Here is a 25,100-nt window from a genome sequence, read left to right as displayed (position 1 = left end):
CCTGCGGCAGCAAGACGCAAGGCGCGGCACCCTTCCCGGATTGACGGCGGGGCGGCTGCGCCTTTTTCCCGTTTCCGCATCTTCAGCCTAGTATGCTATATTGGGAATAATGAAGCGGATACAGGGGGCTGGAGGATGTTCTTTTTCATAGTAATGCTTGTAGGTTTCGGTGTGTTCGTAGCGCTTGCCTATATATTCAATGCGAAGCATAAGCTCGTGATGCCGCTTGTCAGCGCGGTGGCGGTCAGTATGCTGGTGCAAGTGCTGGAGCAATTCTATATGAGCAGCATTATTGTCGTGGCGTTCATTCTGTATTTCATTATAAGCAGCATCAGGACCTTCAAGCATGAACAGTTCCAGTTGATGGTAGCTATCTTGTTCAGCACGTCCGTTGTTACTCTCATCCTAACCTCAACCTACTTCAAGCAGCCTGTGGTTCCCTCCGAAGCGGAGATGGTCAGGGTGATGTTCATCTATTACCCGCTGCTGATTCTATTTATCTCCTGCTATACCTACATGCTGCTTAGCGTATTCAATTTCAAGCTGCTGCAGTCTGGGAACCCTCTCGGGTATGTGATGGGTAAGGTGCGGGGCTTCAGGCGTATGATCCGTCTGCTCTGGATCGCTTCACGCAAAGGGCTGAATCATCTGCTCCAGCAGGATCATGCAAAGCTGCCGCAGGTGATTGCTGCCATTCTGGATAACATGGGCGGAGTCTTCGTGAAGTTCGGGCAGGTCTTATCGACCAAGAAGGATCTGCTGCCTGCGCAATACATCGAAGCGTTCTCCAGCCTGCATGACCAGGTTAAGCCGCTCAGCCGGAAGGAGCTGAAGGAGATCATCGACAGCAGAATCGGCGATCTGGAGGAGACGTATGAAGACTTCGGAATGGAGCCCATTGCAGCCGCTTCGATCGGTCAGGTGCATCTGGCACGGCTGAAGTCCACGGGCGACAAGGTAGTTGTCAAAATCCTGCGGCCCGATGTGAAGCAGAAAATGAGCGTGGATCTGGATCTATTAATCCAATTCGTGACCCGGCTCTCCGAGCGCTCCTCCAAAATCCAAAGACTCGGCTTAATTCAGCTCGCCCAAGGCTTCAAAACGAATCTGATCGAAGAGACGGACTTCGACATCGAAGCGCTGAATACCAATTTGCTGCGCCAGGCGTTCCAGGAACACGATATTCCGATACAAGTGCCGAAGATCTACGCCGAGTACTCGACCAAGCAGATTCTGACCATGGAATATATTGAAGGGCACCGGTTCACCCGAAAGGTGAGCAGCGATGTGTCCGAAATGATCATGCACGCCTTCCTGCAGCAGATTCTGATGATCGGCATCTTCCACGCCGACCCGCATCCCGGCAATCTGATGCTGACCCAAGACGGGAAGGTCGCGCTGATTGACTTCGGTTCCGTGGGTTATCTGACGGAGGAGGAGCGGGTCGGGATGTTGAATTTCCTGATGGGCTACAGCCGGAAGGATACGAAGCAGATGGCCCAGGGCCTGGCCGGAGTCTGTGAAGAAGGGGAGCTGTTGGATGTGCGAATGATCGAGCGGCGCCTCGGCAGACTTTTATCCGAAGCCTCGTTCTCCCCTGATCCTACCAGTGTCATGATGAGACGGCTGATGTCGATGATTACCGAGCTGGGGATGTCCTTGAAGCCGACGGTGGCCGGGGCCTTCCGGGCAATTATTACTCTGGATGGGACCTTGTCCTCTGTAGATGAGTCGTATTCCTTATCCGCAGCGAGCCAGTCCTTCGCAGAGCAGATGGATCAGGGGCAGATCGTCAAGGAGCAGCTAAGCAAGGTGAAGGGGCGGCTGGAGGACTATATCCCGAAGCTGCTGGAGCTGCCGCTGCTGAAGGAGAACCGGATCACCCTTGCGCGTGAGGACAATCATAGTCTGACGGATTTCATCGGGACGCTGACGGTTGGGATTTTCACCGTGATCTGTATGGTGGTCATGCTGGCAAGCTTCTGGGTGCAGGGGGAGATCATGCGGTTTGTCCTGGCTCCCCTATCGATGTCAGGCTTCGGCACGGGGATGATTATCCTGATGATGTCCGTGATTAAACAGTTGAAACCCAAGGGCTAGAGGAGGACAGAAGAGATTATGGCAGGTGTGGCTAGGCAGAGTTCAATAGCGGATTGAGACACAAACAACCTCAGAGGATTCTCTGGGGTTGTTTGTCTGGGGAGGGGAGAAGCCCCTTGGCTGGGCAGCTACCAATCCACCGGAGTTATGATATAATTTAGCTTTATTACGGCCGGATAAGGATTATCCTGGCACGCATAGAGAGGTACTTCATATGATAAATAATTTCTGGCGTGAATTGCCACGCCCTTTTTTTATACTGGCTCCGATGGAGGATGTGACGGATGTGGTGTTTCGTCATGTGGTGAGTGCGGCGGGCCGGCCGGATGTGTTTTTTACGGAGTTCGTCAATACAGAGAGCTATGCTCACCCGGAGGGAAAGCAGGCGGTGCGGGGGCGGTTAACCTTTACCGAGGATGAACAGCCGATGGTCGCGCACATCTGGGGGGACAAGCCGGAGTATTTCCGGAAGATGAGCATCAGTATGGCTGAAGAAGGCTTCAAGGGCATCGATCTGAACATGGGTTGTCCTGTAGCGAATGTAGCCGAGAACGGGAAGGGCAGTGGCCTGATCTGCCGTCCGGAGACCGCAGCGGAGATCATACAGGCGGCGAAGGCCGGAGGACTGCCCGTCAGCGTCAAGACCCGGCTCGGATTCAGCAGCGTGGACGAATGGCGGGGCTGGTTGACTCATATTTTGCAGCAGGACATTGTGAATCTGTCCATCCATCTGCGTACGCGGGAGGAGATGAGCAAGGCCCCGGCCCACTGGGAGCTGATTCCTGAGATTAAAAAGCTGCGGGATGAGATCGCGCCGGACACCCTGCTGACGATTAACGGGGACATTGCAGACCGGGAGACGGGCCTGAAGCTGGCCGCAGAGTATGGGGTAGACGGGATTATGATCGGGCGCGGAATTTTTCATAATCCGTATGCGTTCGAACAGGAGCCAAGGGAGCATAGCAGCAAGGAGCTTCTGGATCTGCTTAGGCTGCACCTGGATCTGCACGATCACTATTCGGCGCTGGAACCCCGTTCCTTCAAGCCGCTGCCCCGCTTCTTCAAAATCTACGTCCGCGGCTTCCGCGGCGCCAGCGAACTCAGAAATAATCTAATGAACACCAAGTCGACCCGTGAGGTGCGTGCACTGCTGGATGAATTCGCAGGCAAGGAGCAAGACGGGGCGGAGGAGCTTGGGGACTCGAGGGAGGGCGTATGAGAAACTTTATTATTTTCGGAGCAAGCAAGGGCTTGGGAGAGGCCTTCGTCAAGGCGCTGCCGGAACCCGGCGATCAGGTCTGGGTGGTCTCAAGAACGTATCCGGACAGCATGAAGCTGGAGGATGGGGTTCAGCGGACCTGGATTGAGGCTGACTTGGCGAAGCCGGATGCTGCGGGGCGGATTGCAGAATCATTGAACGGCGTTACCCTGGACGTATTCATCTATAATGTTGGCGTATGGGAGAGCAAGGGGTTCAGCGATGACTATGATTTTGAGCAGGATGATCCGGCTGAGATTGCCAGCATTATTAACATCAATGTGACTTCGGCGATTACGTGCATCCAGAAGCTTTTGCCGAATCTTAGAAAGTCAGAGAACGCCAAAATCTTCTTGATTGGTTCTACGGCAGGCCTGGATCATAATGATTACACCCAGGTAACGTTCGCCGCGTCCAAGTTCGGTCTGCGCGGGATTGCCAATGCGGTCAGGGAGCATGTGAAGAAATACGGCATCGTTGTGACTGTCATCAATCCTGGCGAGATTGCTACCCAGATTCCGCTGGAGGCGGGGGCCGAGCCTGTCTTGTCTGCCTATAACGGTGCGCAGATTCCGCTTCAGGATATCGTATCCCTGGTGCAATGCGTCATGAACCTGTCCAAGGCTTCCTGTGTGAAGGAAATCAATATTCCAGCGATGCTGGACACGAATGCGTAGGGATGAAGGAGTAGTCCATGTCCAAAAAGTACATCAAGATAACCCGAATAACTATTCTCATCATTGCCCTGCTGATCGCAGCCGGATTGGTGTTTCCAACGTGGACACCCCGAATTCAAGGGGAACATAGCGTAAGTAAGTTGGAGCAGATCCAGATTAACGGCACAGGACATGAAGTCATGATCAGAGGAGCAGACCAGCGCAATCCGGTAGTTATTTTTGTGCATGGCGGTCCCGGCTGTTCGGAAATTCCATATGTGCGGAAATATCAGGATTTACTGGAGCAGAACTTTACCATTGTGCACTATGATCAACGCGGAAGCGGCAAGTCGTATCACTTTGGAGAAGATTATTCTAATTTATCCACGGACCTGCTTGTCGATGATTTGCTGGCATTGACGGACTACGTGAAGCAGGAATTCGGACAGGAGCGGGTGCTGCTGATCGGCCATTCTTTTGGCACCTATATCGGGATTAAAGCGGCTGCCAAGTCCCCGGAACGGTTCACCGCTTACATCGGAATCGGGCAGATGGGCGATCTGGGAATCAGCGAGCGGGATAGCTGGAATTACTCCATGGAACAAGCCACGCGAGCCGGTAATACCAAGGATGTTGCGCGGTTAGAAGAGCTTCGGGCTCTCATAGAAGCAGGCGGGCAGCTGACGCCAAGAGACTTGGTTCGCAAATATGGCGGGGCCGCGAGATTAATAGACGATAACCGGGATTATTATGCAGGGTTCCTCTTGAACCCGGAGTACAATCTGCTGGATGTGATCCGCTATCTGAAGGGCGTTTCCCTGTCGCAGGATATTTTGCTGGATGAAGGGGCTAAGAATTATATTACAAGTGTTGTCGATGAGGTGGACATCCCCGTTTATTTTGTGATGGGACAATATGATTATATGACCTCTGTTCACGCGGCAAAAGAATACTTAACAGCACTGAAGGCACCGGTGAAGGAATTTGTTATGTTCGAGCAATCTGCGCATTATCCCCAGTTTGAGGAGAAAGAGCGGTTTGCGCAGTGGCTCAGACAAACGACAGGTAAGGGGGAGGAGCATGAGCTATAAAAGCTTAATGTGCGGGTTGCTGGTCTTGTGTATATCCCTATTAGCAGCATGTAGTTCTGGTTCTTCAATAAGCGATTCCGAGAAGCGGCAGATGGTGGAGCAGGTGAGGATCGTTGAACAGAGTGAGTATAATCTCCTTAACCTTCATAAATCATATAGACAATATCATAAAGCTGTAAATGAACTGGTAAGTGAAGAATATTGGGCATCGATCAGCGGCGAGATTGTATTCGGATATGATGCTGCAACATACACCCGGGATGATCTGGCGAATATGCCGCAAGAGGAGTACGACATACTCAAAGAGCGTATGCTTCATTTCCTTCGTGGAGCGGAAATGGATAAGCTTAGTGCAACGGTTCGCATATCGGATGTGTATGCAGGGAGTAGCTCCAATCAAGCCAACATATACACGTTCGAACATAAAGAATTGAAGGATCAGCCGTACACTGCAACGACTAAACAATATTCCCTGGAGAAACGCAGCGGAGAATGGCTTATTACCAAAGTAGAGCAAGATAAATTCACTTATGGAAGCGGGCAGACCTCAGTGGAACAGGAAAAAGGAATTAAGGCTCTGCGCTATCAAGTCCATGATGGCAAGGATATCGGTTATCCGACAGTGATCGTGTTGCCTGGAACCTCAGATTCATCCTAACAAGTCCAACCCGAAGAAAGCACTCTTTTTGGGTGCTTTTTGGGGCCATCACTCTTTCATCAGGCGTATGGCTTGCCTTAGGTTTGCGGAGAATCAGACTTAATAGAATGCCAGCAGCCGCGATCCGCGCGGTCAAGGGGAGAGAGGTTTTAGAGTGGAGCATCTGTCACAGTATACTTACGTTCAATCGATCGCAAAAGCTACTATAAGTCAATTACAGGGGATAATTAAAGAAGGCATCACAGAAAAGGAAATCGTCTATAGAGCCGAAGAGATTATGAGAGAAAAGGGGATTCATAGTTTTTGGTATCACGGTGTAGGGGCATTTGTTCACGTTGGAAAGAGAACAATTAGGTCCGAGTCGGGTAAGGAGTATAAGCCTTCGGATACATTGGTCCGCAGAAATGATATCGTGACCATAGATCTTAGTCCAGAGATTAACGCCTATTGGGGAGACTATGCACGAACACTAATAGTGATTGATGGAAAAGTAATTGCCGAAGACGCACTTGCACATCCCGATAATGAATCTGCACTAGAATTTTCACATGGAATTAACGCCGAAAAGGAGCTCCATAACAAATTTATTGATTATGTAAGACCGGGCATGACTTTTGAACAAGTCTACTTATATATGAACGAGGTTATCCAACAACTTGGTTACATTAATCTTGATTTTTCCGGAAATTTGGGGCATACCATCGAATTCGATAAAGATCACAGAAAATACTTTGAGTCCGGGAATAAGATGAAGCTTAGTGAAGGATCACTATTTACATTTGAGCCGCATATTAAGCACAGAAATGGATTGTACGGTTTTAAACGGGAGAATATTTATTATTTCCGTGATGGAGAATTACTTATTTTATAAGAACGTACGCTGCCGGACGGATTCCAGAATCATTGAACGGCGTTACCCTGGACGTATTCATCTATAATGTTGGCGTATGGGAGAGCAAGGGGGATACGAATGCGTAAATGAACTGAGGACCGGATGAATGGCAAGGGATAATCCTGGAGCCAACAAGCCTGTCCTCTATTTTGTTATATCTACCCAATCGTAATACTTCCGCCATGTACCTGGGAACCGATATAAGCGAATATAGACACAGAAGCGTCGGGTGATCCCGAACATAGGAGGTTGAAAAGATATGGCTTATACAACGATAGACGGCGTGCGGGTCTGGGGGAATCCCGATCCCGGAGCGATGGCGCAAGCCAAGATGTGTGCGGAGACAGGAAATATGGTGCAGACGCTGCTGATGGCGGATCATCATAAAGGCTACAGCCAGCCGATCGGCGGTGTAGTCGTATACGATGGACAGATCTCTCCGTCTGGCGTGGGTTACGATATCGGATGCGGGAATAAGGCGGTGCGGACCGGCTTGAAGATAGAGGAGCTGCGGCCGCGGCTCTCAGGGATTATGGATGAGATTGCCCGCAGAATCTCCTTCGGTGTAGGCCGGGTTAATAACGAGCGGGTGGAACACGAGCTGTTCGACGACCCGGATTGGGCGGTGTTCAAGGCGGTGGGCAGCGGAGTACATGATAAGCTGAAGGCCCTGGCGCAGAATCAGCTCGGTACGGTCGGCAGCGGCAACCACTTCGTAGATATACTTGAAGAAGAGGCAACGGGTCGGGTGTGGATTGCCAATCATTTCGGCAGCAGAGGGTTCGGGCATAAGACGGCGAGCGGATTCCTTAACCTGGCAGCAGGCAGAGACTTCCTGGCGAATGCCCCCGGGGAAAAGATGGATCAGCCGCCTGTACTGCTCGACCTGAACAGTGAGCTAGGCGATATGTATTACAGAGCGATGAAGCTGGCCGGTCGCTATGCTTATGCGGGAAGAGACTATGTCATCCAGCAGGTCTTGGCGATTCTGGGAACGGAAGCGGATCTGGCGGTGCACAACCATCATAACTATGCCTGGAAAGAGACGCATGACGGCAAGGAAGTCATCGTCGTCCGCAAAGGGGCCACTCCGTCCGCACCCGGACAGATGGGCTTCATCGGGGGCAGCATGGGAGACATCTCCGTAATCGTCCGGGGGAAGGACAGCGAGGAGAACCGGGATGCTTATTACAGCACCGTTCATGGAGCGGGCCGAATCATGAGCCGGACCCAGGCTGCGGGCCGTATGAACTATAAAACCCGTACCCGCAGCGGCGGTCAAATTACGACAGCGCAAATGCTGGAGGCGGTCCGGCAGTTCGGCGTAGTGCTGCGCGGCGCGGGGACGGACGAGAGTCCTTTTGTCTACCGGAAGCTGCAAGAAGTGTTGGACGCGCACGCCGGGACCATTGAGGTTATGCATGTGCTGAAGCCTGTGGGCGTATGTATGGCGGGCGCGGATGAGTTCGATCCGTATAAGGATTGAGGGGGGATTCATGTGCGTCAAGATAAGGAAGATGGACAGCTTATCATCAACCCTAAGTCGGTTACACTGGATGAAATCCCCCAGATAATATCCATCACGAAGTCTCCACAGGCGGGCATCAAGGACGCGAAGTATGGTAACATAGAACTTCAAGAAGAGGCCGACAGGCCTTTTCCCATTTTCAATAGGGAGGGATTACATGTCCTGGAGCAAACTCAAGCAACAACTGGAGGGCTTCCTCAGTCCATCCTTAGAGGGACGGGTAGAGTATCGTGCGCCCGCTTACCGTTATTCGCCGGATAAATCAGGCACCTGTTATATTACGGTGGACAAGAAGAACATTCTCAGCATGACCGATAAGTCTAGCCCCATCCGCTGGTATTCGTCCGAGCTGGAGGTCAAGAATGACCCGGAGCTCCATATCTCCATCACCAATGAAGACATTGAAGCAGTCAGACTGACAGCCAAGGGGCCCATTCCTGAAGACCGCCTAATCATCATGGCCCGAAGCCGCTTAACCACCGAACACGCCAAGGCATTAATGTTGGCCCAGGCCGCCCTGACGAAATCGAATTTCATTGTGGTGGCGAATAAGTTCCTGGTTACTCCTATCGAGGAGAGCCTTGAGAGCAGTGATATGGTACTGAATATTCTGGCTCTGATGGACCGGAGAGTCGGGCGGAAGCGGATCGAGGGGATGGCCGGGAAGATGCAGCGGAAGCATCCGGCGGTGGAGTATTTCTATGATCTGCGGCGCGGGGCATTATGACTGTTATAGCCGCTGCGGTTAGAGCGATTTGTTAAAATATAATTTATATGTTGTACGTTATAAATTAGCCTTCTATTTCTCGCTGAAACAGTACCGTCCTTTAAAAGGACGGCAAATCCGTTTCCGCTTGTACTCAGCGTTTCCCCGCAACCAGCATATATCCGGCCCCCCGGACTGTAATGATCCGCTCGGGATGGATAGGGTCTTCCTCGATTTTTTTGCGCAGATTACTGATGTGGACCGCCACCGTCCGCGTATCCTCCAGACTCTTCATCCCCCAGATGAGGTGAAACAGCGTATCGACAGAGACCACTTGATTCACGTTCTGTGCCATGTAGGAGAGCAGGCTGAATTCTTTTTTCGACAGAAAAATCGTTCTGCTGCCCATGTGAACAGACTGTGCATAGAAATCCAGCGTTAGTCCCGGAAGCTCCAGCAGTTGTTCCCTTCTGCCCGTGGATACCCTGCGGAGGTGAGCCTTGATCTTGGCCATGAGTACGCCCGGACTGAACGGCTTGGTCACATAATCATCCCCGCCATACGATAAGGCGCTGATCTTCACCTCATCCTCCTCCTGACTGCTTAGGAACACAATCGGGGCATTCGTGTAATTGCGTGCGTTCTTGCACCAGTCAATGCCGTTCTCATTCGCCAGCAGCACATCCAGCACAATAAGGTCCGGGTTAAATGACCCAAGCTGCATCATAGCATCGGCTCCGCTGTGGCAATACGAGGACTCGAAGCCTTCCCGCTGGCAGTATAGCTGAACAATCTCACAGATATGGGGATCGTCGTCGACGATCATAATTCGGTATGTGTCCATTCTATTGTCACTCTCCTGCTTCCTGAATCAATGGCAATATGACCTGGAAAATCGACCCCGTCTTCCCGTCGCTCTCCGCCCGGACACTCCCGCCATGCGCTTGTACAATTTCCCTGCATATCGCCAGCCCGAGCCCGCTACCTTCTACGCCCATGTCCAGCCCCGGCCGGTCCACCCGGTAATTGCGGTCGAAGATCTGCTCCAGCTGCTCTGGAGGAATACCCATGCCGGAGTCTTGTACGCTGATGACCACACACCGCGTATCGTTCACTTCGTCCACATCGAAAACAAGACGCACCAACCCGCCGCCAGGAGTGAACTTCATCGCATTTGACACCAGATTGAATAGTGCCTGCTCTAATCGTTGCGAATCAATCCGGGCAACAGGCAGGCCGGCGCCCAGGTCTACTGTATCCCCGATGTCCAGATCGAAATCCAGCCCCGCATCCCGCACTACCAGCTCATATTGTTCATAGAAGCCGCGCAGGAACTTAGTCACCTGGACCAGCTCCATCCGGTATTCCACTTGCCCCGTCTCCAGATGCGACAAGAAGCTCAGCTCTCCGATCATGCGGTTGATCCTTATCGTGTTATCGCGGATATATTTCAGATACTGTTCATTGCTCTCCGGCTTGACCCTATCCATCACTGCCTCGACATAACCCAGCATACTGGACAGCGGCATGCGCAGATCATGCGTAATGTAGGCCAGCAGCTTCTTCCTGCCTTCCTCGGAGTGCAGTAACCGTTCATACGACAGGCGGAGATCCTCGTGGGCTGCGGATAAGGCATGGGTGCGCTCCAGTACGATCTGCTCCAGATTGGCATTCATCCCGGTGAGCTTGAGATTGGCTTCCTGCAGCTCCCGCGCAATCCGTTCTTCATTCGTTGCCGCCCGCGTGAATCTTGAAGAGAGCAGCAGCATCTGGGCGACCGTGAAGATGAGCAGCCCGAACGGCGAGTTGTTCCCGATGGGCGACCATTCGTTGTAATACAGGAAATCGTTGATCACCGTAGCGAGAGCCACCACCGACACCAGCATGAAGATCAGTGCACCCTCCATCCGCCGCACCGCCGCATGAGCCAGCCCCACCATCAGATACACCATATGGAGAACCACGACCACACCTATCAGCAGCAGCATCCGGGAATAGACGAGGGCAGGGGTCACCACAACCACCAGACAGAGTGCGCCGGTGACGATCCGGGAGCCATAGCGGAACCACCGCGACACGTAATCCGGGAAAATGCACTCAAAATACATCGTGATTATCCACCCGCCAAGGCATAGAATCAGATACTCAAGCTTGAACTGCAATTCCCACGGAAAATGCGGCAGCCACTGGGTAAGCATAAGCTCGCCGTTCAGCAGGGAGCGGATCGCGAACATCACAGTGAACAGACCGAAGTATAGCGGTGCCCGGTCCTTACGCCGCAGCATGAACAGCAGCAGATGATACACGCCGATCACCAGCAGGCTGGCAGTGATGAACATATCCGCAGAGATCCTCAGATGGGTCCGGACCGTTAACACATTACTGCCACCCAGCTCAATATTCTTAGTGATGCCGCCCCGCTTATGATGGAAGTTCGCTACCTGCATCACCAGCTCCACCGTGTCGCCTTCAGGCTGGAAGAACACCAGCTTCGTCGCCAGACGCGGCGTCATGCCCTCTTTGTCCTGATCCACCACACCGACTTCAGCTAGCAGCTCTCCATTCACCCACAATTTATACGCATGAAAAATAGTAGGCATCCGCAGAGCCAGCCGCTCCTGACTATCCTGCTCACTAAGCCGGATCACCAGCCGGAAGGTGGCATAGCCTTCGCCCTTCAGCGCTTGACCATCCAGCGGGTAGCCGAGCCAGGAGCCCGGGATGTTGATATACCGGTTCCGCTCAGCTGATTCCCCGCCTGCCATCCGGCTTCGTATATCCCCGGGTGAGAGCAGCTCGTGCCAATAGAAGGCCCATTCTCCCTGTAACTTCAGCGGATTCATACGGATAGAGGTATGCGTTAGATCCAGAAGGCCTTCCTTGCTTCGAGGCTTGGGGGCACCCGGCGTTGCAGACAGGATGGCATAGCTTGCGATCAGCCCGATAACCACGACCACAGCGATATGTAACCAGATATTACGAGAACCGGACCTTAGTATACCCCTCATGATGAAGCCGACCCCAATCTACAAGATTCGTCATTCTTAAGCTCATTGCCTTAATGATAGCATCATTGCCGAAAATTGTGTGAAATTGCACTATTTAAGTTTTCTTTTCTTACATTAAGAGGCTAAATTCCTGTGTAGAATGCTAGATAAGGAAAAGAATATGTCGAAAATTGTAAGTTTTTCGGGTTGATTCGAAAAATACAAAAATGTTGGAATGAATTAGAAAATCGGTAATAAAATATAGTACCCTGATGGATGGCCCCGTGGAGGGCCCTTTTGTAATGTTATGTTTTGGGGCTTTGTGGGGTTATTTTATGAGGGGAAACGATCTAAGGAGGCTTGGCTATTGTATACCAAAGTGTCAGCTAGAGCTGTATCCCTGTTGGCCGCATTCGCATTACTGCTCTCCGTATTCTTCACCGCCTTACCAAATGCAAGTGCAGCCGCGAGAGGAGCGTGGTCGCCGAACACGGCCTATGCGGTGAATGACACCGTAACCTATGGCGGAGGTACATATACCTGTCTTCAGGCGCATACGTCCCTGACTGGCTGGGAGCCGCCGAATGTTCCTGCACTGTGGAAGAGCGGGAACAGCACAACACCGACACCGACACCGACACCCACGCCCAGCACACCCCCGGCCACGAACGGAGCCATCTTCTATGCAGATAGGGACTATGGCGGCAAGGCCGTCACCCTGGGAACAGGCAATTATGTGCTGTCCCAGCTGAACAATGCGGGCATTCCGAATGACTGGATGTCCTCGCTCAAGGTACCGAATGGCTGGACGGTTGAAGTGTATGCGGACGATAATTTCGGCGGCACGAAGTGGACCTATACAGCAAGCTCCTCCTGGGTCGGCGATAGTGTGAATGATAAGATGTCTTCGGTCAAAATCTACACCGGTTCACCGCCCGCAACCGGCGTCACCCGCCCCTCCGAGGTGCCCAGCCAGATCTGGACGTATGCCATGAATGTGGACAATAAATTCGGAAAAGGCGGAGATTTCGCACTATTACTGAGCGCGGTGATCAAGAAGGAGAGCAGCTTCGGAGCAGGTCTGCCGGGCAGTCCATCCGCCGGTGACGGCTTGATGCAGGTCGAGCCGAATACACGTGCCGCGTATGCCTCCCAGTTCAGCTCCAAATTCGGCCGCACGTATAATCACAGCAGCGAACAGGATCAGGTAGCCTTAGGCGGACTGATTCTTGATGAGAAAATCTCAAGATTCGGCAACATCTACAACGGACTCTTACATTACAACGGGGGCGACAACTGGTATCCAGGCGCCACCGATTCCTACGGCCGCCCGATCCTGGCGGATCAGTATGCGAATGCCGTCTATGGTACGTATAAGGGGTATGGGGGGAAGAACTAAGGGAGCACCTTCCTTCTATAAAAAAAGGACAAAGACGCTCGGGAATTCCCGCAGCGTCTTTATTTTTACGTTTGTGCCAAGCCCAGGTGAAGGTTCATTCCCAATACGGCACGCCGTTGAAGAGGAACGATTCATTGTTTAAGTAGGCCTTAATCTCTCTACTGGCTAATTTACCGATATGCCCGGGCAGCCATTCCTGCCAGTCCGGCAGGCCCAGCCAGAAATTCATCGTCTCCAGCTGTGCTGCAATGAAGAAGCCCTCTAACCTTTTAATATAGTTATCCGGCAACGGATGGTGCTTGGAATAAGACTGAAGCAACTGTTCTCTGAATGAAGGATGGATGTAGGAGAACGTCCAGCCCAAATCCACTAAGTAATAACCGAACCCGCAAGCACCAAAATCAATGGGCCGTACTTCTTCTCCATCAAACACCAAATTACTTGGAATCAGATCGGCATGAATCATGCCCCAATTGCTGGCTGTCCGCTCCATAGAGTCCATCATGTGAATGACCCGCTCACCGGCATGCAGCAGAAGCTCCGTATCTCCTGCATCAAACAGTCCGGCATTAGCACGTTCCTTCAGCGTATTAAGGGCTTGTAAGATCCGGGAGCCATCAAAGGCCGGGCGTTCAAAGGCAGCGGGGATGCTCCAGTTCGAGGCTTGCTTATGTAACTTGCCGATCAATTCACCTATGGCCCCGGCATCTTCTATAGAAGGAATGAAAGGCTTCTGTTCACCCTCCACCCATCGTAATAAAGTGCAGTGGGTATGGTTCACGTCCGTAATGAATTCTCCGCGAATATTCTTACAAGGTGAAGGCAGGGTCACATCGGTATCCAAGGTTAACGCTTCTAGCCAGACCATCTCGGATTGAAGCACTTCCCGCTTACTCCAGATTTGCTCAAGGGCGTCACCTTTGGAGATATGCAGCCGGAGGCTGTAACTATTGTTGTCCAGATCAGTGACTTTGTAGATCGTATTGCCGCTCTGTGCAATGAAATAAACCGACTTGCAGCTTATAGGGTAGTGCTCCAGTGCTTCCATTGCGGTATTCAAGTGTGCATCCAATCGCAGCTCGCTCCCTTATTTATCAAAGTATAATAGGTACGATATCATAGTTGTTCATGGGCGGGAATGGAACTGTTGACTATATTTGTTTTTTATTGATAAGGGGAGCCGGAGCTTATTCCGGAGCTGTAGATGTTAGTATTTCTGCTCTTTGACTCTCTTGGCGCGACCGATAGCTTATCCTGCCGAACAACGCAGCAGAAATCATAGCCGCTACAGCAACGGAGGCAGCAGCGACCCACATAATGGCTTGCAGCGATAAATAGTTAATGACAATGCCTCCAAGTCCAGCCCCCGCCGCTATCGCCAGCTGCAGCACAGATGTGTTGAGGGCAAGCATGACACCAGATGTCTTGGGAGACAAGGTAAGAAGATCATATTGCTGGCTTGGAGAAGCTGCCCAGGAGAAGAGCGACCAAAGCACCAGCACCGAGAAAACAAGGAATATGGAAGTGCCAGAGACTACCGATAACAATATCAGCATCACCATATTTAACAACGTTGCTCCAGTTAACGTTCTGCCTACACCCCATCGATCGGTGCCGCTTCCCCCTGCCTTTGACCCGATCAGACTGGCGATGCCGTATGCGAACAGGGCTCCGCTTACCCATCGATCGCTCATTCCGGCAACTTCCAGCAGATAAGGCGACAAATACGTGAAGGCAATGCCATAACCCATCGTCATAAAAAAGTTAATGGCGAGAGAGAGGGCGATTCGAGGTCTTTTCACCATAGCCAGTTGTTTGGCAAAGGAGATCGGCTCATCACCTTCCATCCGTGGTATTGAGCTTGCCAGGACGGGTAGACTGACCATAGCAAGAAGGCTAATACCGCCGAAAATCAGCCTCCAATCGTACGCGGCGGCAATCACCCGGCCAATGGGCACGCCCAAAATAAGTGAAGCGGTGACACCCATTAACACCGTTGCAATCGCACTCCCCTTCTTGTTCGAAGGAGCTAACTTAGCGGCTAAGGCAAGCGATGTCACGACAAATACGCCAGTTCCGAGCGCCATGATTATCCGTGCAAGCAGCATAAATCCATAACCCGGAAAAATCATGATTAGCGCATTACTCACGATAATTAAGCCAAGCGAGTACAACAACAACTTTCGACGGTCAAACCGGGCCGTGACCCCCATTAGGACCGGGGTACCTATGGCGTAGGCTAGTGCGTAGACGGTCATTAACTGTCCAGCCTGAGATAATGTCACTCCGGTATCTGCGGCGACTTTATCTAAAATGCCCGTGATCATGTATTCGGATGTCCCGACAATAAAGCAGACCACAGCAAGTATGAAGATTTTCCAGTTTTGTCCCAAATTAATCATTCCCCCTCGTTAATCAATGGCTGATGTTAGTGTAAACAGTAAATAAGAAATGTAGAAGTACGCACTTTTAAGTCCTATAGGATGATGCTGGTGCTATAGGAACATGGAAGTTCCCTAGAAAAGAGGACAGAACTAAATAGAGGGAACACGAGACGCCCAGATTCGCCTGCGGCGTCTTTGGTGTGCGAAGGGGAGGGCAGAACCAGCTAATGATATACTTGGGGATGAATGTTAGGATGATATCAAGAGGAATGAGGAACAATCACTAGATTGACCTTCATTCCTGGAAATGACGCAGAGTGATTCTGAATGTCTCCGAAGATAGGACGGAACTGCTTCTGGCGAAGATTAGCAAGGATAACACAACCACCCGCTGGTATTCCGTCCTGAACCAAGAGGAGATGAAGCAGATCGTCAGCTTAATTATGGCAAAAAGAACAGATTGAAGATTACGATTTCTTACATACGCTGATAAGGAGAGGGGAGGAGGGGGTGAACGGTGTGCGGTCCCAGTCCGCATACTGGTGCTCGATAAGAAATCCGTTACGGGTCAGTAACTCTGTCAGCGCAGCGTATGTTGTAAACCGGCAGTCGATCCTCGACTCCGTCCGCTTATAGCCCCAATCGCGAAAGGTTGCCCAGTGCATGATGGAACGTTCCGCATCGTAGGTCTGTGTGCCCGATACCTTGACTACGTTGCCGTCTGAATCGGTGAATTGCCCCCAAGCCGTCTCCCCTTCATCGGACAGGTCAGTCCCTGCGGGATTACGCATCTCGAAGATCAGACGTCCTCCGGGCTCCAGATGATTGTAGACTGTACGGAGTAAGGCGGCCTGATCCTCATCGCTCAAAAAAGCCTGAAACGCATTCCCCGTTAAATAGATCATGGCGAACTTCTTATCGGAGCGGAAGGTTCGCGCATCGGCTTTGATAAACGCTACAGGCAAGTTCCCGGCCTTCACCCGCGCATAAGCCAGCATAGAGGAAGCAATATCAACGCCAGTCATGGCCATTCCCGCTTGAGCCAGCGGCAGGGTCGTCAATCCGGTTCCGCAAGCCAGTTCCAAGACCTCGCCGGCAGCCGCTTGAGCCCATTCCAAATAGAACTGATATTTTCGTGTCTCCCCGCCGAACTCCAGATCATAGTTGACCGGGTCGCGGTACTCTTCCAGATTGTTATGCGCAGTCAATGCTAGTTCCTCCTTGGCAATACAATATAAATGCATAAAGGTAAGATAGCATAGCTGTTCATAGGCGGGAATGGAACTGTTGATTATAGCTGTTTTTTATTGATAGGAGGGAAAAGAAATATGTTCAGCTTAAATAGCTTCACTGACAGCGGTTGTCAGTGAAGCTGTTTTATTATAGAGATAGTCATAGAGAGAGGAGCTACACATGAAACATACAGTATATCTATATGTGTTAGACACCATGGCAGACTGGGAGATAGGGTATCTAACGGCTGAACTGAACTCGGGAAGGTGTTACAAGGAGGGACAAGCTCCATCTACAATAGTTACCGTAGCCAATGAGAAGACACTGATCACTACCATGGGCGGACTGAAAATCATGCCTGACATCACGGTAGATGAGTGCAGCTTGGTAAGCGGAGATGCCTTGATCCTACCCGGCGGTGAGACATGGACCGAAGCCATCCACAAGCCGATCCTTGGGCTCGCTGAGAGATGTATACAGGAGGATATAGTAGTGGCAGCCATTTGCGGAGCTACCATGGGACTGGCCCAGGCCGGACTGCTGAATTCACGCCCGCATACAAGCAATGACCTGGAGTATCTCCGAATGGTCTGTCCTGCGTATACCGGCGAAGAGTTCTACCAGAACCAGCCTGCTGTAACGGACAGCAAGCTGATCACAGCAACCGGCATCGCCCCGCTGGAATTCACCATGCATGTATTGAAAGCCCTGGATGTAATGACTCCACAAAAATTAGAGGCTTGGTATGGTCTGTATAAGACTCAGGAAGCGAAGTATTTCTATGAGTTGATGGGATAAGAGCAGTTAAGGAAGGCCGCCCTCTCTTTACGGAGAGGGTATTTGTGTTGGTATGGGGGATTCCAAAGATACTAATGTCTAAAAAGTTAAATTATTCAAAAAAGTGTTACATTTAGTCGAGTTATGCGTCTTATATTGATAGACAGCATGAGTCATTTCGACTATTAACGCTATTTCTATATCGAAGGGAGGAATTATAGGACTTCACTTGTAGACAAAGATGACGTATAGGAGCTTTAGGTGAGACCTGCTGGATACTTATGAAGAGAGGATGAGTTTGTTGAAAAAGAACATTCGTTATTTTTTATGCCTCATGCTCGTATTTCTAATGATTCCGCTGAGTGTAGCTGCTTCTAATCCTGACCGAAATGCAGACTTAACACATACTGTACCGAAGGCCATTATACAAGCGATGGAATTGCAAGAACCGGCCCTTCAAGCCTATCAGAATCTCTGGGATAGTTTCAATAAAGATGAGCTAGGCACCCCTATTTATCCTGATGATTATGCAGGAGAATATGTCAGCGGAGACAAACTGGTTATTATGTTAGTAGATCCTTCTGAAGAATTGAAAGAGGATTATATGAAACGTGCACAAGATAGTGATCATGTTATATTTGAAAGCGCTTCATACTCACTGAATTATTTGAATAGTCTAGATCAAGTCGTTACACAGCTGGAGGAGCAGAATTATAGCATCGGTAGCTACGGTGTGGACCGGAAGGCTAACCAGTTCTACGTTTCAGTGATCGAAGAGGATTACAATAAGCTTATGAACGAGCAGCCCCAGACCCTCCAGAAGACAACGGAGAGCTTGCCTGTCCGGATCGAGCCGGGAACGCCTAATACGAGTACGGCCCAATTATGGGGCGGGGATCGAATTACCAATGAAGATAACGGTGCCGGGTTAAGTGTCGGCATTGGCGGTACCTATGGCGGCAGTAGTGCTATTCTGACGGCTGGACACAGCAATGAGAAGGTAGGCTTTTTATCTACAAGATATCCTTATATTCAGTATTCGGGAACACGGACAGGACAGGTGAGTTATCAGCGTGCGAATAGAACTAATGGTGCGACTGGCGTAGATTCACTGGGCGATTTTGCGATGGTGAAGTTAACCGGAAGCGATACAGCGACGAACAAAGTGTATGGAAGTGTGTCCATTACCGGCACCTATTCGTCGGTCCCTGTGGGAACCACGATCTATAAATACGGAGCAACAACCGGATATTCATGGGGGACTGTGACACAAGCGAGCATAAACGTGATCTACTCCGATGGCCTGTTTAATACCTATTACGTGAATGGCCTGTATCAGTCTCTGATGCAGAACTCATCCGGTACCGATGCCGTTGCCGGGGGAGACAGCGGAGGACCGGTATATATGAAGGATGGAAGTGCGAATAAGCTGCATGGCATTGTAACAGCCAGAAGCAATCCGACGAGCGGGCCTGCTAAGATTATGTATTCCACCCCGATTTATTATGCGGAGCATGCCGGCTTCACCGTCAAGGTGAATTAGGTAAACTGTACCCATAAGGAGGATAATGACATGTCTGTTCCCTCAGTCTCTAGACCATTCCTGTGGTGGTGCGCCGTGTTGACGGTCATTATCCTCATTTGCGTTGTTGTCTACCGGACAGGGTCTGCGTGGGTTCACAATCACCAGTTACGCAAAGACTTCTCAGCTGCGGCAACGGCCAGCCCCTATGTACAAGGCATTCCGCTGGAGCAAATGGATCTGAGTGCCTATAGCTCCTATTTTCCCGGCATATCTGGCGAGCCTGAATATTCATTAACTAATCGTATGGAAGCGCCTGTGACCTTGCAGTATTATACTGAGATTCCAGGTGGGGCAACGGCGGTTGCCTTAGAAATTCCCAAGGGAACAATCATTGAGGCCATTCCGCCAAAATCCCAGGGATCTTCATTCTATGAGTTAGGGTATGGGTATACCAGCTATCCTACCTATGAGAAGGGTTGGCGGTATGTTCGGCCGTTCAAGACTGCAGAGGATGCAAATCCTGCATTGAGCGAGAAGTATTACTATGTGCAAATGGACAGCTTAGAGGCTGTATTGGATTCAGCGATTAGAGCAAACAAGCCATTTCGTGCTGCTGTACGTCAGCAACATTGGACCCTGGACCAGGGGAAGCATACCTTTGCACGGTATATTGACGACGTACTGTATCAGAATGGAGCGTACCTCTCACCGGATTTGTTCTACCGGACCTTTGACCGCTGGAATATCATGCTGCTTGGGGCGGTGGTGGTGATCACCATTGTCCTGTTAAGTCCAAGTTCATGGTTTGCCCGAAAACGAAGATAGAGAGACATTAGAAGCTACGTGATACTGAATGATTAAGAGAACGCCGTGGCGTTCTTTTTTTCTGCGCCAGATTATTATTTACAGGCCCAAATCATAAGAGGAAAGGGTATAATTGATTAAAAATGGAATTAATATGGATTTTATGGGGAGGGGTTACAAATTTCACTTCGCGTTCTAAAGGCTTGTGAACCCGATGATGATAGAACATTCATGAAGAATTTATATGAGAACCACTATCCTTTAATGAGAAAGAAAGCATTTAATATTATTAAGGATCAAGAAGTCATTGATGACCTAATTCAGGAAGCTTTTATTAAACTGATCCCCAAAACATCTCTATTGCGCTCCTTAAGCGGCTGCAAAGTTACCTCTTATGTCGTCAACACCATTAAGCATTATTGTTATGACCATATCCGAAGGCGCACCCGCCGTTCCAGGAAGGTCTATACCGGCTTGAAGAACGATGTAGCGGAGCAAATCCCTGATCCCGCAGCCGCGACAGAAGAAAACTACATCCAAGCTGAAGCCATAGGAGCACTTACGGAAGCAATGCTGCAGCTATCTGAACGCGACCGGAATCTGCTCTACTTCAAATACAAGCTGGAGCTGCGGGATCAACAAATCGGGGAGCTTTTGAATATTCCCACGCAGCATGTTCGGCAGTATATTTCCAGAGCTAGGGGGCGGGTGCTGCGGGTTTTGAGGGAAGAAGGTGGGGTATAATGAAAAAAATAAAAATACTACTTCTGGTGATTGTTCTGATGGCTTGCGCTTTAGGATTCGCCGGATTAAAAATATTCAAAGACAAAACAACGAGCGAAGTGGAAATATACTTGCAAGAAAAACGAGGGTATAACCTGAATGATATATATGAAATTTATACTCAAATTGGTAAAGCTCCTCTGGTGAGTACAACCGTTATTTTTAATGATGATAGAAGTTCCAGATATTATTATCGTAAAGAAAATGGAAAGATATATCAATACAGTATGGCTCCTGTTCACGGTGTGGAGGATGGAACAAAACGATATAAGCATATTGAAGAATGAACCCGGGCTCCAATAGGAGTCCTTTTCTGTGTAATTTTAGAAATATCATAGATTTACATTAAGGATTGAACTATCATTAATATATACAGAGAAATTGTGGAAAATAGAATTTGATCAAATAGGCGGGGGTACACATGGACGAATTAATGAAGAGAATCATTCAATTCCGTGACGACAGGGACTGGAAGCAATTCCATGATCCCAAGGATCTGGCGCTCTCGATCACACTGGAGTCTAGCGAACTGCTGGAGCTTTTTCAATGGAAGAACAGTCAGCAGGCCATAGAGCAACATTACTCCGACATGCAGGACGAGATCGCTGATATTCTCATCTACACGCTTACGCTCGCTCATGATCTACAAATTGATGTTAAGGATGCCATCCTTCAGAAGATAGACAAGAATGCGAAGAAATACCCCATATCCAGCTCCAAGGGAAGCTCACAAAAAAGCACACAGCAGTGAATGAATAGGGGAGAGCTCTATGATTATCTACGAATCGACCAAGCAGCAATTTATGGATGATGTCACTGAGGATACGATTGCGGTAAAGATCCATAACCAGTACGTCCAAAAAATCGGTAGAGCTGCCATGGGCGAAATCAACGCATGGAACAATTCCATGAACTATCTATATAAAGTACTGAACACATCGGACATTCCAGATGACGCAGGAATCGCGATTGAATATAGGATTCCAGCGCAACCAAGAAGAGTCGACTTCATGATTACAGGCTTGAATGAACAGGATCAATACTCCGTTGTGATCATTGAGCTTAAGCAATGGACAGAAGTGGAGACGGTTGAGGATGCGGATGGTCTGGTCAGAACCTTTTTTAACAGAACCAAGACAAGCACACAGCATCCTTCGAAGCAGGCTTGGTCCTATGCCAGACTAATTCATGATTACAATGAGAGCGTGCAGAACGAAGCGGTCCAGCTCTATCCTTGTGCGTATCTACATAATTATATTCAGAAAGATAATGATCCCTTATTGCACCCTGTCTACGACCCATACATTGAGGAAGCGCCGATTTTCTCCAAGGGAGATGCTCTGAAGCTAAGAGGGTTTATCACGACCTACATTAAAAAGACCGACAGAAGCAAATCACTGTACCTTATAGAGCACGGCAAAATTAAACCATCCAAATCGCTGCAGGATGCACTCCTCAGTATGCTCCAGGGAAACCAGGAATTCATTATGATTGATGATCAGGATGTTGTTTATCAAGAAGCGTTAAGATTAGCGAAGCAAGCCCGGTCGGGCAAAAAGCAAGTCCTGATTGTCGAAGGCGGCCCAGGGACAGGTAAGTCTGTGCTTGGCATTAATCTTCTGGTAGAGCTCACCGCCCGGGAACTCGTCTGCCAATATGTAACCAAGAATAGCGCACCGCGTTCTGTGTATATGAAGAAGCTCCAGAAAAACGTGAAGAAAGCGGTCATCGATAACCTGTTCAAAGGCTCAGGCGTGTATTATGAGGCATTGCCCAATGAATTCGATTGCCTGATTGTCGATGAGGCGCACCGCTTAAATGAGAAGTCCGGCCTGTTCAAAAATAAAGGGATCAACCAGACGATGGAGATCATCCGTGCTTCCCGGTTCTCGGTATTCTTCATTGATGAATATCAGAAGATTGCTATGCACGATGTAGGCAGCAAGGAGCAGATTAGACACTATGCGGAGCAGATGGATGCGGACATCACGGAGTTAACGCTGGCGTCCCAATTCCGGTGCAATGGCTCGGACGGATATTTGGCTTGGCTGGATGATGTGCTCGAAATTCGTGAAACGGCGAATGCAGACGGCTTCGACTTCGAGTATGACATCCGGCTCTATGATGACCCCAATAAGCTGCGGGACGAAATCTTCAGCAAGAATCAGATCAACAACAAGGCCCGAATGCTCGCCGGCTATTGCTGGGACTGGAAGAGCGATGGCAAGAATAATCCTGGCGTTCATGATATTCAATTAGAGCAATACCAATTCTTCATGAGCTGGAACCTGAGCAACACCACCACCTGGGCAATCGACCCGGAATCTATCGGGCAAGTAGGCTGCATCCACACATCACAGGGCCTGGAGTTCGATTATGTCGGAGTAATCATCGGCGAAGATATGCGCTATGAGAACAACCGGATCATAACCGACCCCTTCAAGCGTGCGAAGACGGATAAGTCCCTGTCAGGCTTCAAGACCCTGTACAAAAAAGACAAGGACGAAGCCCTCCGCATAGCCGATCAGATTGTCCGCAACACCTACCGAACCCTAATGACCCGGGGAACGAAGGGGTGCTATATCTACTGTGTTGATCCTCATCTGAAGGCTTACTTGCAGAGGCGGTTGACTTTGCAGGGGGCGTTGGTGGGGTTGGGGTGAGGGTAGCAGCGTTCTATAGAAGACTATCATTGATTTGAAAAGATGGAGGATCAGATGTATGGAGCGGGTAACCCCAAGCCAACAATTCTGTCCTCTATTTTGTTATAAGGGGGTTACGTGTTCAAGAGCAAATCAAAATATATTTTGGAAAGGTTTTCTAGCAAGAAACGGAAAAATCACAAAGTACTCCAAAGAGCTTTTGTTATTTCTTCTGTTTTAACTGGTAAAGACGATACATTTCTAATTCTTCTTTTAACCGCTGCGCCTCATCTGCTGTTATTTCCTCTAAATTATCCTGTCCAAAGAAAATATATGGTGAACGGTCTTCTTTTATTAACTCTCTAATGTACGCTTTTTCTTCTCTTCCAATCAAAAAATCCATAGATACTTCAAAATAATCTGCAAGCCTAATTAATGTATTTACATCAGGGATCCTCTTTTTGGATTCATAACCGGAGATGGATACCTTTGATACTCCTATGGCATCCCCTAATTGTAATTGTGTAAGGTTGTTCTGAATTCTTAACTTTTTTATTCTTTCCGATATTAGCATTAAACCCACCTCAGAAATATCTTACCCCAAAGTTAACAAGAAGTTAATAAATAATAATTGAAGTTAACTAATAGTTAACTTATAATGAAAATTAACAATGAGTTAACTTAGCTAGGGAGGATAAAGTATGAAAAGAATAGTTTTTTTATCAGGTGGGATTGGAAGTTGGGCGGCAGGAATGAGGGTAATGCAGAAATACGGAAGTGAGGATATCATAAACCTATTTACTGACACGAAAAAGAAAAATGATGGACATCCTCATAGGGGCGAGGATCAAGATTTATACCGATTTTTAAATGAAAGTTGGGGATATATCGGTGGGGCTTTGGAATGGATATCTGTAGGTAAGCATATATGGCAAGTTTTTGAAGAGGTAAGGTATATGGGGAACACAAGGAATGATCCGTGTAGTAGAATACTAAAAAGGGAGGCGGCAAGGAATTGGATTGAAAAGAGATTTTCTCCAGATGAAGTTACTTTATATCTTGGAATTGATTGGACTGAAGAGCATCGCGCAAAAAAGTGTAGAGACTATTGGAAACCGTACCATGTTGAGTTTCCACTAATTAATGAGCCATATTTGTCTAAGGAGGATATGTGTATTTGGGTTGAAAAATACGGAGTTAATAGGCCACGTTTATATAATATGGGTTTTTCACATAATAATTGTGGGGGATTTTGTGTAAAAGGAGGACAAGGACATTTTTACAATTTATTAAAGCAAATGCCTGAACGATATGCTTATCATGAAGCCAAGCAAGAAGAACTTTTTCTAATCATAGGGAAAAGAGTTCCTTTCCTAAGAAGAACAATAGATAAACAGATAAACTATTTGAGTTTAAAGGAATTTAGGGAGCAAATAGAAAAAGACGAGTTAAACAATAAGGAAACATCGTTTGATTTAATGGACATCGGTGGGTGTGGCTGTTTTAATGACATTTGAAAATGAATGTTTTCTATATATAATTTCATGAAAACGTTATAAAACACAATAAGTAGAACATAGGTTCCTTAAAAAACTATCCATATTTTATATCTTGGTGTATAATCATCCCTGGAGACTATTCTCCAGGGATGATTTTTTTCAGAAAGGAAGTTCTACA

At 49.0% G+C, this 25,100-nt stretch carries 24 protein-coding genes; 18 read left to right on the top strand and 6 right to left on the bottom strand.

The features are described 5' to 3' along the window. Positions 1–135: 135 nt before the first annotated feature. From MHH78_RS32875 to MHH78_RS32840, 8 genes are all read left to right on the top strand, one after another. Complete coding sequence (locus tag MHH78_RS32875) at positions 136–2,100, top strand: ABC1 kinase family protein (protein WP_341170192.1); 1,965 nt, start codon at positions 136–138, stop codon at positions 2,098–2,100. Positions 2,101–2,314: 214 nt separating this feature from the next. Then, complete coding sequence (locus MHH78_RS32870) at positions 2,315–3,319, top strand: tRNA dihydrouridine synthase (RefSeq protein WP_341170191.1); 1,005 nt, start codon at positions 2,315–2,317, stop codon at positions 3,317–3,319. Continuing rightward, positions 3,316–4,035 (top strand): SDR family NAD(P)-dependent oxidoreductase, encoded by a 720-nt coding sequence (locus tag MHH78_RS32865; protein WP_341170190.1) that lies wholly within the window; start codon positions 3,316–3,318, stop codon positions 4,033–4,035. The genes MHH78_RS32870 and MHH78_RS32865 overlap by 4 nt, the downstream gene beginning before the upstream one ends. Positions 4,036–4,052: 17 nt before the next feature. Next, positions 4,053–5,105, top strand: a complete 1,053-nt coding sequence (locus MHH78_RS32860; RefSeq protein ID WP_341170189.1) for an alpha/beta fold hydrolase — start codon at positions 4,053–4,055, stop codon at positions 5,103–5,105. Continuing rightward, positions 5,095–5,763: a hypothetical protein gene (locus MHH78_RS32855; protein ID WP_341170188.1), complete on the top strand. Its 669-nt coding sequence runs from the start codon at positions 5,095–5,097 to the stop codon at positions 5,761–5,763. Before MHH78_RS32860 ends, MHH78_RS32855 begins: the two co-directional genes overlap by 11 nt. A gap of 154 nt (positions 5,764–5,917) precedes the next feature. Then, entirely contained in the window at positions 5,918–6,634 is a 717-nt protein-coding gene (locus tag MHH78_RS32850) for a M24 family metallopeptidase (protein ID WP_341170187.1), read from the top strand. A gap of 280 nt (positions 6,635–6,914) precedes the next feature. Continuing rightward, on the top strand, positions 6,915–8,141 hold the full coding sequence (locus MHH78_RS32845; RefSeq protein ID WP_341170186.1) for an RtcB family protein: 1,227 nt from the start codon (positions 6,915–6,917) through the stop codon (positions 8,139–8,141). 199 nt (positions 8,142–8,340) lie between these two features. Beyond that, positions 8,341–8,910 (top strand): SF0329 family protein, encoded by a 570-nt coding sequence (locus MHH78_RS32840; protein ID WP_341170185.1) that lies wholly within the window; start codon positions 8,341–8,343, stop codon positions 8,908–8,910. 133 nt (positions 8,911–9,043) lie between these two features. Here MHH78_RS32840 and MHH78_RS32835 read toward each other — a convergent pair whose 3' ends face one another. Together MHH78_RS32835 and MHH78_RS32830 are read right to left on the bottom strand one after the other, a co-directional pair. Continuing rightward, positions 9,044–9,733 carry a response regulator transcription factor gene (locus MHH78_RS32835; RefSeq protein ID WP_076080298.1) on the bottom strand — a complete coding sequence of 230 codons (690 nt, stop codon included), beginning with the start codon at positions 9,731–9,733 and terminating at the stop codon, positions 9,044–9,046. 7 nt (positions 9,734–9,740) lie between these two features. Further along, complete coding sequence (locus MHH78_RS32830; RefSeq protein WP_341170184.1) at positions 9,741–11,897, bottom strand: sensor histidine kinase; 2,157 nt, start codon at positions 11,895–11,897, stop codon at positions 9,741–9,743. A 346-nt stretch (positions 11,898–12,243) separates the two neighbouring features. Here MHH78_RS32830 and MHH78_RS32825 point away from each other — a divergent pair, with 346 nt between their 5' ends. Continuing rightward, positions 12,244–13,275 (top strand): carbohydrate-binding protein, encoded by a 1,032-nt coding sequence (locus MHH78_RS32825; RefSeq protein ID WP_341170183.1) that lies wholly within the window; start codon positions 12,244–12,246, stop codon positions 13,273–13,275. 94 nt (positions 13,276–13,369) lie between these two features. Here the strand turns inward: MHH78_RS32825 and MHH78_RS32820 are convergent, their stop codons facing one another. Beyond that, positions 13,370–14,347 (bottom strand): phosphotransferase enzyme family protein, encoded by a 978-nt coding sequence (locus MHH78_RS32820; RefSeq protein ID WP_341170182.1) that lies wholly within the window; start codon positions 14,345–14,347, stop codon positions 13,370–13,372. A 115-nt stretch (positions 14,348–14,462) separates the two neighbouring features. Beyond that, a complete protein-coding gene (locus MHH78_RS32815) occupies positions 14,463–15,668 on the bottom strand; it encodes an MFS transporter (RefSeq protein WP_445668112.1) in 1,206 nt (401 codons plus the stop codon). A 308-nt stretch (positions 15,669–15,976) separates the two neighbouring features. On the opposite strand from MHH78_RS32815, the gene MHH78_RS32810 reads away from it, so the two are divergent. Further along, positions 15,977–16,123 (top strand): hypothetical protein, encoded by a 147-nt coding sequence (locus MHH78_RS32810; protein ID WP_339253526.1) that lies wholly within the window; start codon positions 15,977–15,979, stop codon positions 16,121–16,123. A 3-nt stretch (positions 16,124–16,126) separates the two neighbouring features. Here MHH78_RS32810 and MHH78_RS32805 read toward each other — a convergent pair whose 3' ends face one another. Then, positions 16,127–16,867: a class I SAM-dependent methyltransferase gene (locus tag MHH78_RS32805; RefSeq protein ID WP_341170180.1), complete on the bottom strand. Its 741-nt coding sequence runs from the start codon at positions 16,865–16,867 to the stop codon at positions 16,127–16,129. A 205-nt stretch (positions 16,868–17,072) separates the two neighbouring features. On the opposite strand from MHH78_RS32805, the gene MHH78_RS32800 reads away from it, so the two are divergent. From MHH78_RS32800 to MHH78_RS32770, 7 genes are all read left to right on the top strand, one after another. Further along, positions 17,073–17,690: a type 1 glutamine amidotransferase family protein gene (locus tag MHH78_RS32800; RefSeq protein ID WP_341170179.1), complete on the top strand. Its 618-nt coding sequence runs from the start codon at positions 17,073–17,075 to the stop codon at positions 17,688–17,690. A 583-nt stretch (positions 17,691–18,273) separates the two neighbouring features. Further along, positions 18,274–19,212 carry a trypsin-like serine protease gene (locus tag MHH78_RS32795; protein WP_341170178.1) on the top strand — a complete coding sequence of 313 codons (939 nt, stop codon included), beginning with the start codon at positions 18,274–18,276 and terminating at the stop codon, positions 19,210–19,212. A gap of 30 nt (positions 19,213–19,242) precedes the next feature. Then, positions 19,243–20,019 (top strand): hypothetical protein, encoded by a 777-nt coding sequence (locus MHH78_RS32790; RefSeq protein ID WP_341170177.1) that lies wholly within the window; start codon positions 19,243–19,245, stop codon positions 20,017–20,019. Between the two features lie 210 nt (positions 20,020–20,229). Further along, positions 20,230–20,742: an RNA polymerase sigma factor gene (locus tag MHH78_RS32785; protein WP_341170176.1), complete on the top strand. Its 513-nt coding sequence runs from the start codon at positions 20,230–20,232 to the stop codon at positions 20,740–20,742. After that, on the top strand, positions 20,742–21,068 hold the full coding sequence (locus MHH78_RS32780) for a DUF3139 domain-containing protein (RefSeq protein ID WP_340978468.1): 327 nt from the start codon (positions 20,742–20,744) through the stop codon (positions 21,066–21,068). Before MHH78_RS32785 ends, MHH78_RS32780 begins: the two co-directional genes overlap by 1 nt. Positions 21,069–21,202: 134 nt before the next feature. After that, positions 21,203–21,532: a nucleotide pyrophosphohydrolase gene (locus MHH78_RS32775; RefSeq protein WP_341170175.1), complete on the top strand. Its 330-nt coding sequence runs from the start codon at positions 21,203–21,205 to the stop codon at positions 21,530–21,532. A 19-nt stretch (positions 21,533–21,551) separates the two neighbouring features. Further along, the gene (locus MHH78_RS32770; RefSeq protein ID WP_341170174.1) at positions 21,552–23,444 is read left to right on the top strand and encodes a DUF2075 domain-containing protein; all 1,893 of its coding nucleotides are present in this window, start codon (positions 21,552–21,554) and stop codon (positions 23,442–23,444) included. A gap of 202 nt (positions 23,445–23,646) precedes the next feature. On the opposite strand, the gene MHH78_RS32765 is transcribed toward MHH78_RS32770, so the two are convergent. Further along, positions 23,647–23,997, bottom strand: coding sequence for a helix-turn-helix domain-containing protein (locus MHH78_RS32765; protein ID WP_341170173.1), 351 nt, complete (start codon positions 23,995–23,997; stop codon positions 23,647–23,649). 127 nt (positions 23,998–24,124) lie between these two features. On the opposite strand from MHH78_RS32765, the gene MHH78_RS32760 reads away from it, so the two are divergent. Further along, positions 24,125–24,940, top strand: a complete 816-nt coding sequence (locus MHH78_RS32760) for a hypothetical protein (protein WP_076158642.1) — start codon at positions 24,125–24,127, stop codon at positions 24,938–24,940. Positions 24,941–25,100 lie beyond the last annotated feature (160 nt).

The sequence above is a fragment of the Paenibacillus sp. FSL H3-0333 genome (genome assembly GCF_038002805.1).
Classification (GTDB): domain Bacteria; phylum Bacillota; class Bacilli; order Paenibacillales; family Paenibacillaceae; genus Paenibacillus_AQ; species Paenibacillus_AQ silagei.
This window is presented reverse-complemented; position numbering and strand designations above follow the sequence as displayed.

Bases quoted from the DNA above. Each gene is read 5' to 3' on its own strand.
- MHH78_RS32875 (WP_341170192.1), top strand. From the start codon at position 136: ATGTTCTTTTTCATAGTAATGCTTGTAGGTTTCGGTGTGTTCGTAGCG.
- MHH78_RS32870 (WP_341170191.1), top strand. From the start codon at position 2,315: ATGATAAATAATTTCTGGCGTGAATTGCCACGCCCTTTTTTTATACTG.
- MHH78_RS32865 (WP_341170190.1), top strand. From the start codon at position 3,316: ATGAGAAACTTTATTATTTTCGGAGCAAGCAAGGGCTTGGGAGAGGCC.
- MHH78_RS32860 (WP_341170189.1), top strand. From the start codon at position 4,053: ATGTCCAAAAAGTACATCAAGATAACCCGAATAACTATTCTCATCATT.
- MHH78_RS32855 (WP_341170188.1), top strand. From the start codon at position 5,095: ATGAGCTATAAAAGCTTAATGTGCGGGTTGCTGGTCTTGTGTATATCC.
- MHH78_RS32845 (WP_341170186.1), top strand. From the start codon at position 6,915: ATGGCTTATACAACGATAGACGGCGTGCGGGTCTGGGGGAATCCCGAT.
- MHH78_RS32840 (WP_341170185.1), top strand. From the start codon at position 8,341: ATGTCCTGGAGCAAACTCAAGCAACAACTGGAGGGCTTCCTCAGTCCA.
- MHH78_RS32835 (WP_076080298.1), bottom strand. From the start codon at position 9,733: ATGGACACATACCGAATTATGATCGTCGACGACGATCCCCATATCTGT.
- MHH78_RS32830 (WP_341170184.1), bottom strand. From the start codon at position 11,897: ATGAGGGGTATACTAAGGTCCGGTTCTCGTAATATCTGGTTACATATC.
- MHH78_RS32800 (WP_341170179.1), top strand. From the start codon at position 17,073: ATGAAACATACAGTATATCTATATGTGTTAGACACCATGGCAGACTGG.
- MHH78_RS32795 (WP_341170178.1), top strand. From the start codon at position 18,274: ATGAAACGTGCACAAGATAGTGATCATGTTATATTTGAAAGCGCTTCA.
- MHH78_RS32790 (WP_341170177.1), top strand. From the start codon at position 19,243: ATGTCTGTTCCCTCAGTCTCTAGACCATTCCTGTGGTGGTGCGCCGTG.
- MHH78_RS32785 (WP_341170176.1), top strand. From the start codon at position 20,230: ATGAAGAATTTATATGAGAACCACTATCCTTTAATGAGAAAGAAAGCA.
- MHH78_RS32780 (WP_340978468.1), top strand. From the start codon at position 20,742: ATGAAAAAAATAAAAATACTACTTCTGGTGATTGTTCTGATGGCTTGC.
- MHH78_RS32775 (WP_341170175.1), top strand. From the start codon at position 21,203: ATGGACGAATTAATGAAGAGAATCATTCAATTCCGTGACGACAGGGAC.
- MHH78_RS32770 (WP_341170174.1), top strand. From the start codon at position 21,552: ATGATTATCTACGAATCGACCAAGCAGCAATTTATGGATGATGTCACT.
- MHH78_RS32765 (WP_341170173.1), bottom strand. From the start codon at position 23,997: ATGCTAATATCGGAAAGAATAAAAAAGTTAAGAATTCAGAACAACCTT.
- MHH78_RS32760 (WP_076158642.1), top strand. From the start codon at position 24,125: ATGAAAAGAATAGTTTTTTTATCAGGTGGGATTGGAAGTTGGGCGGCA.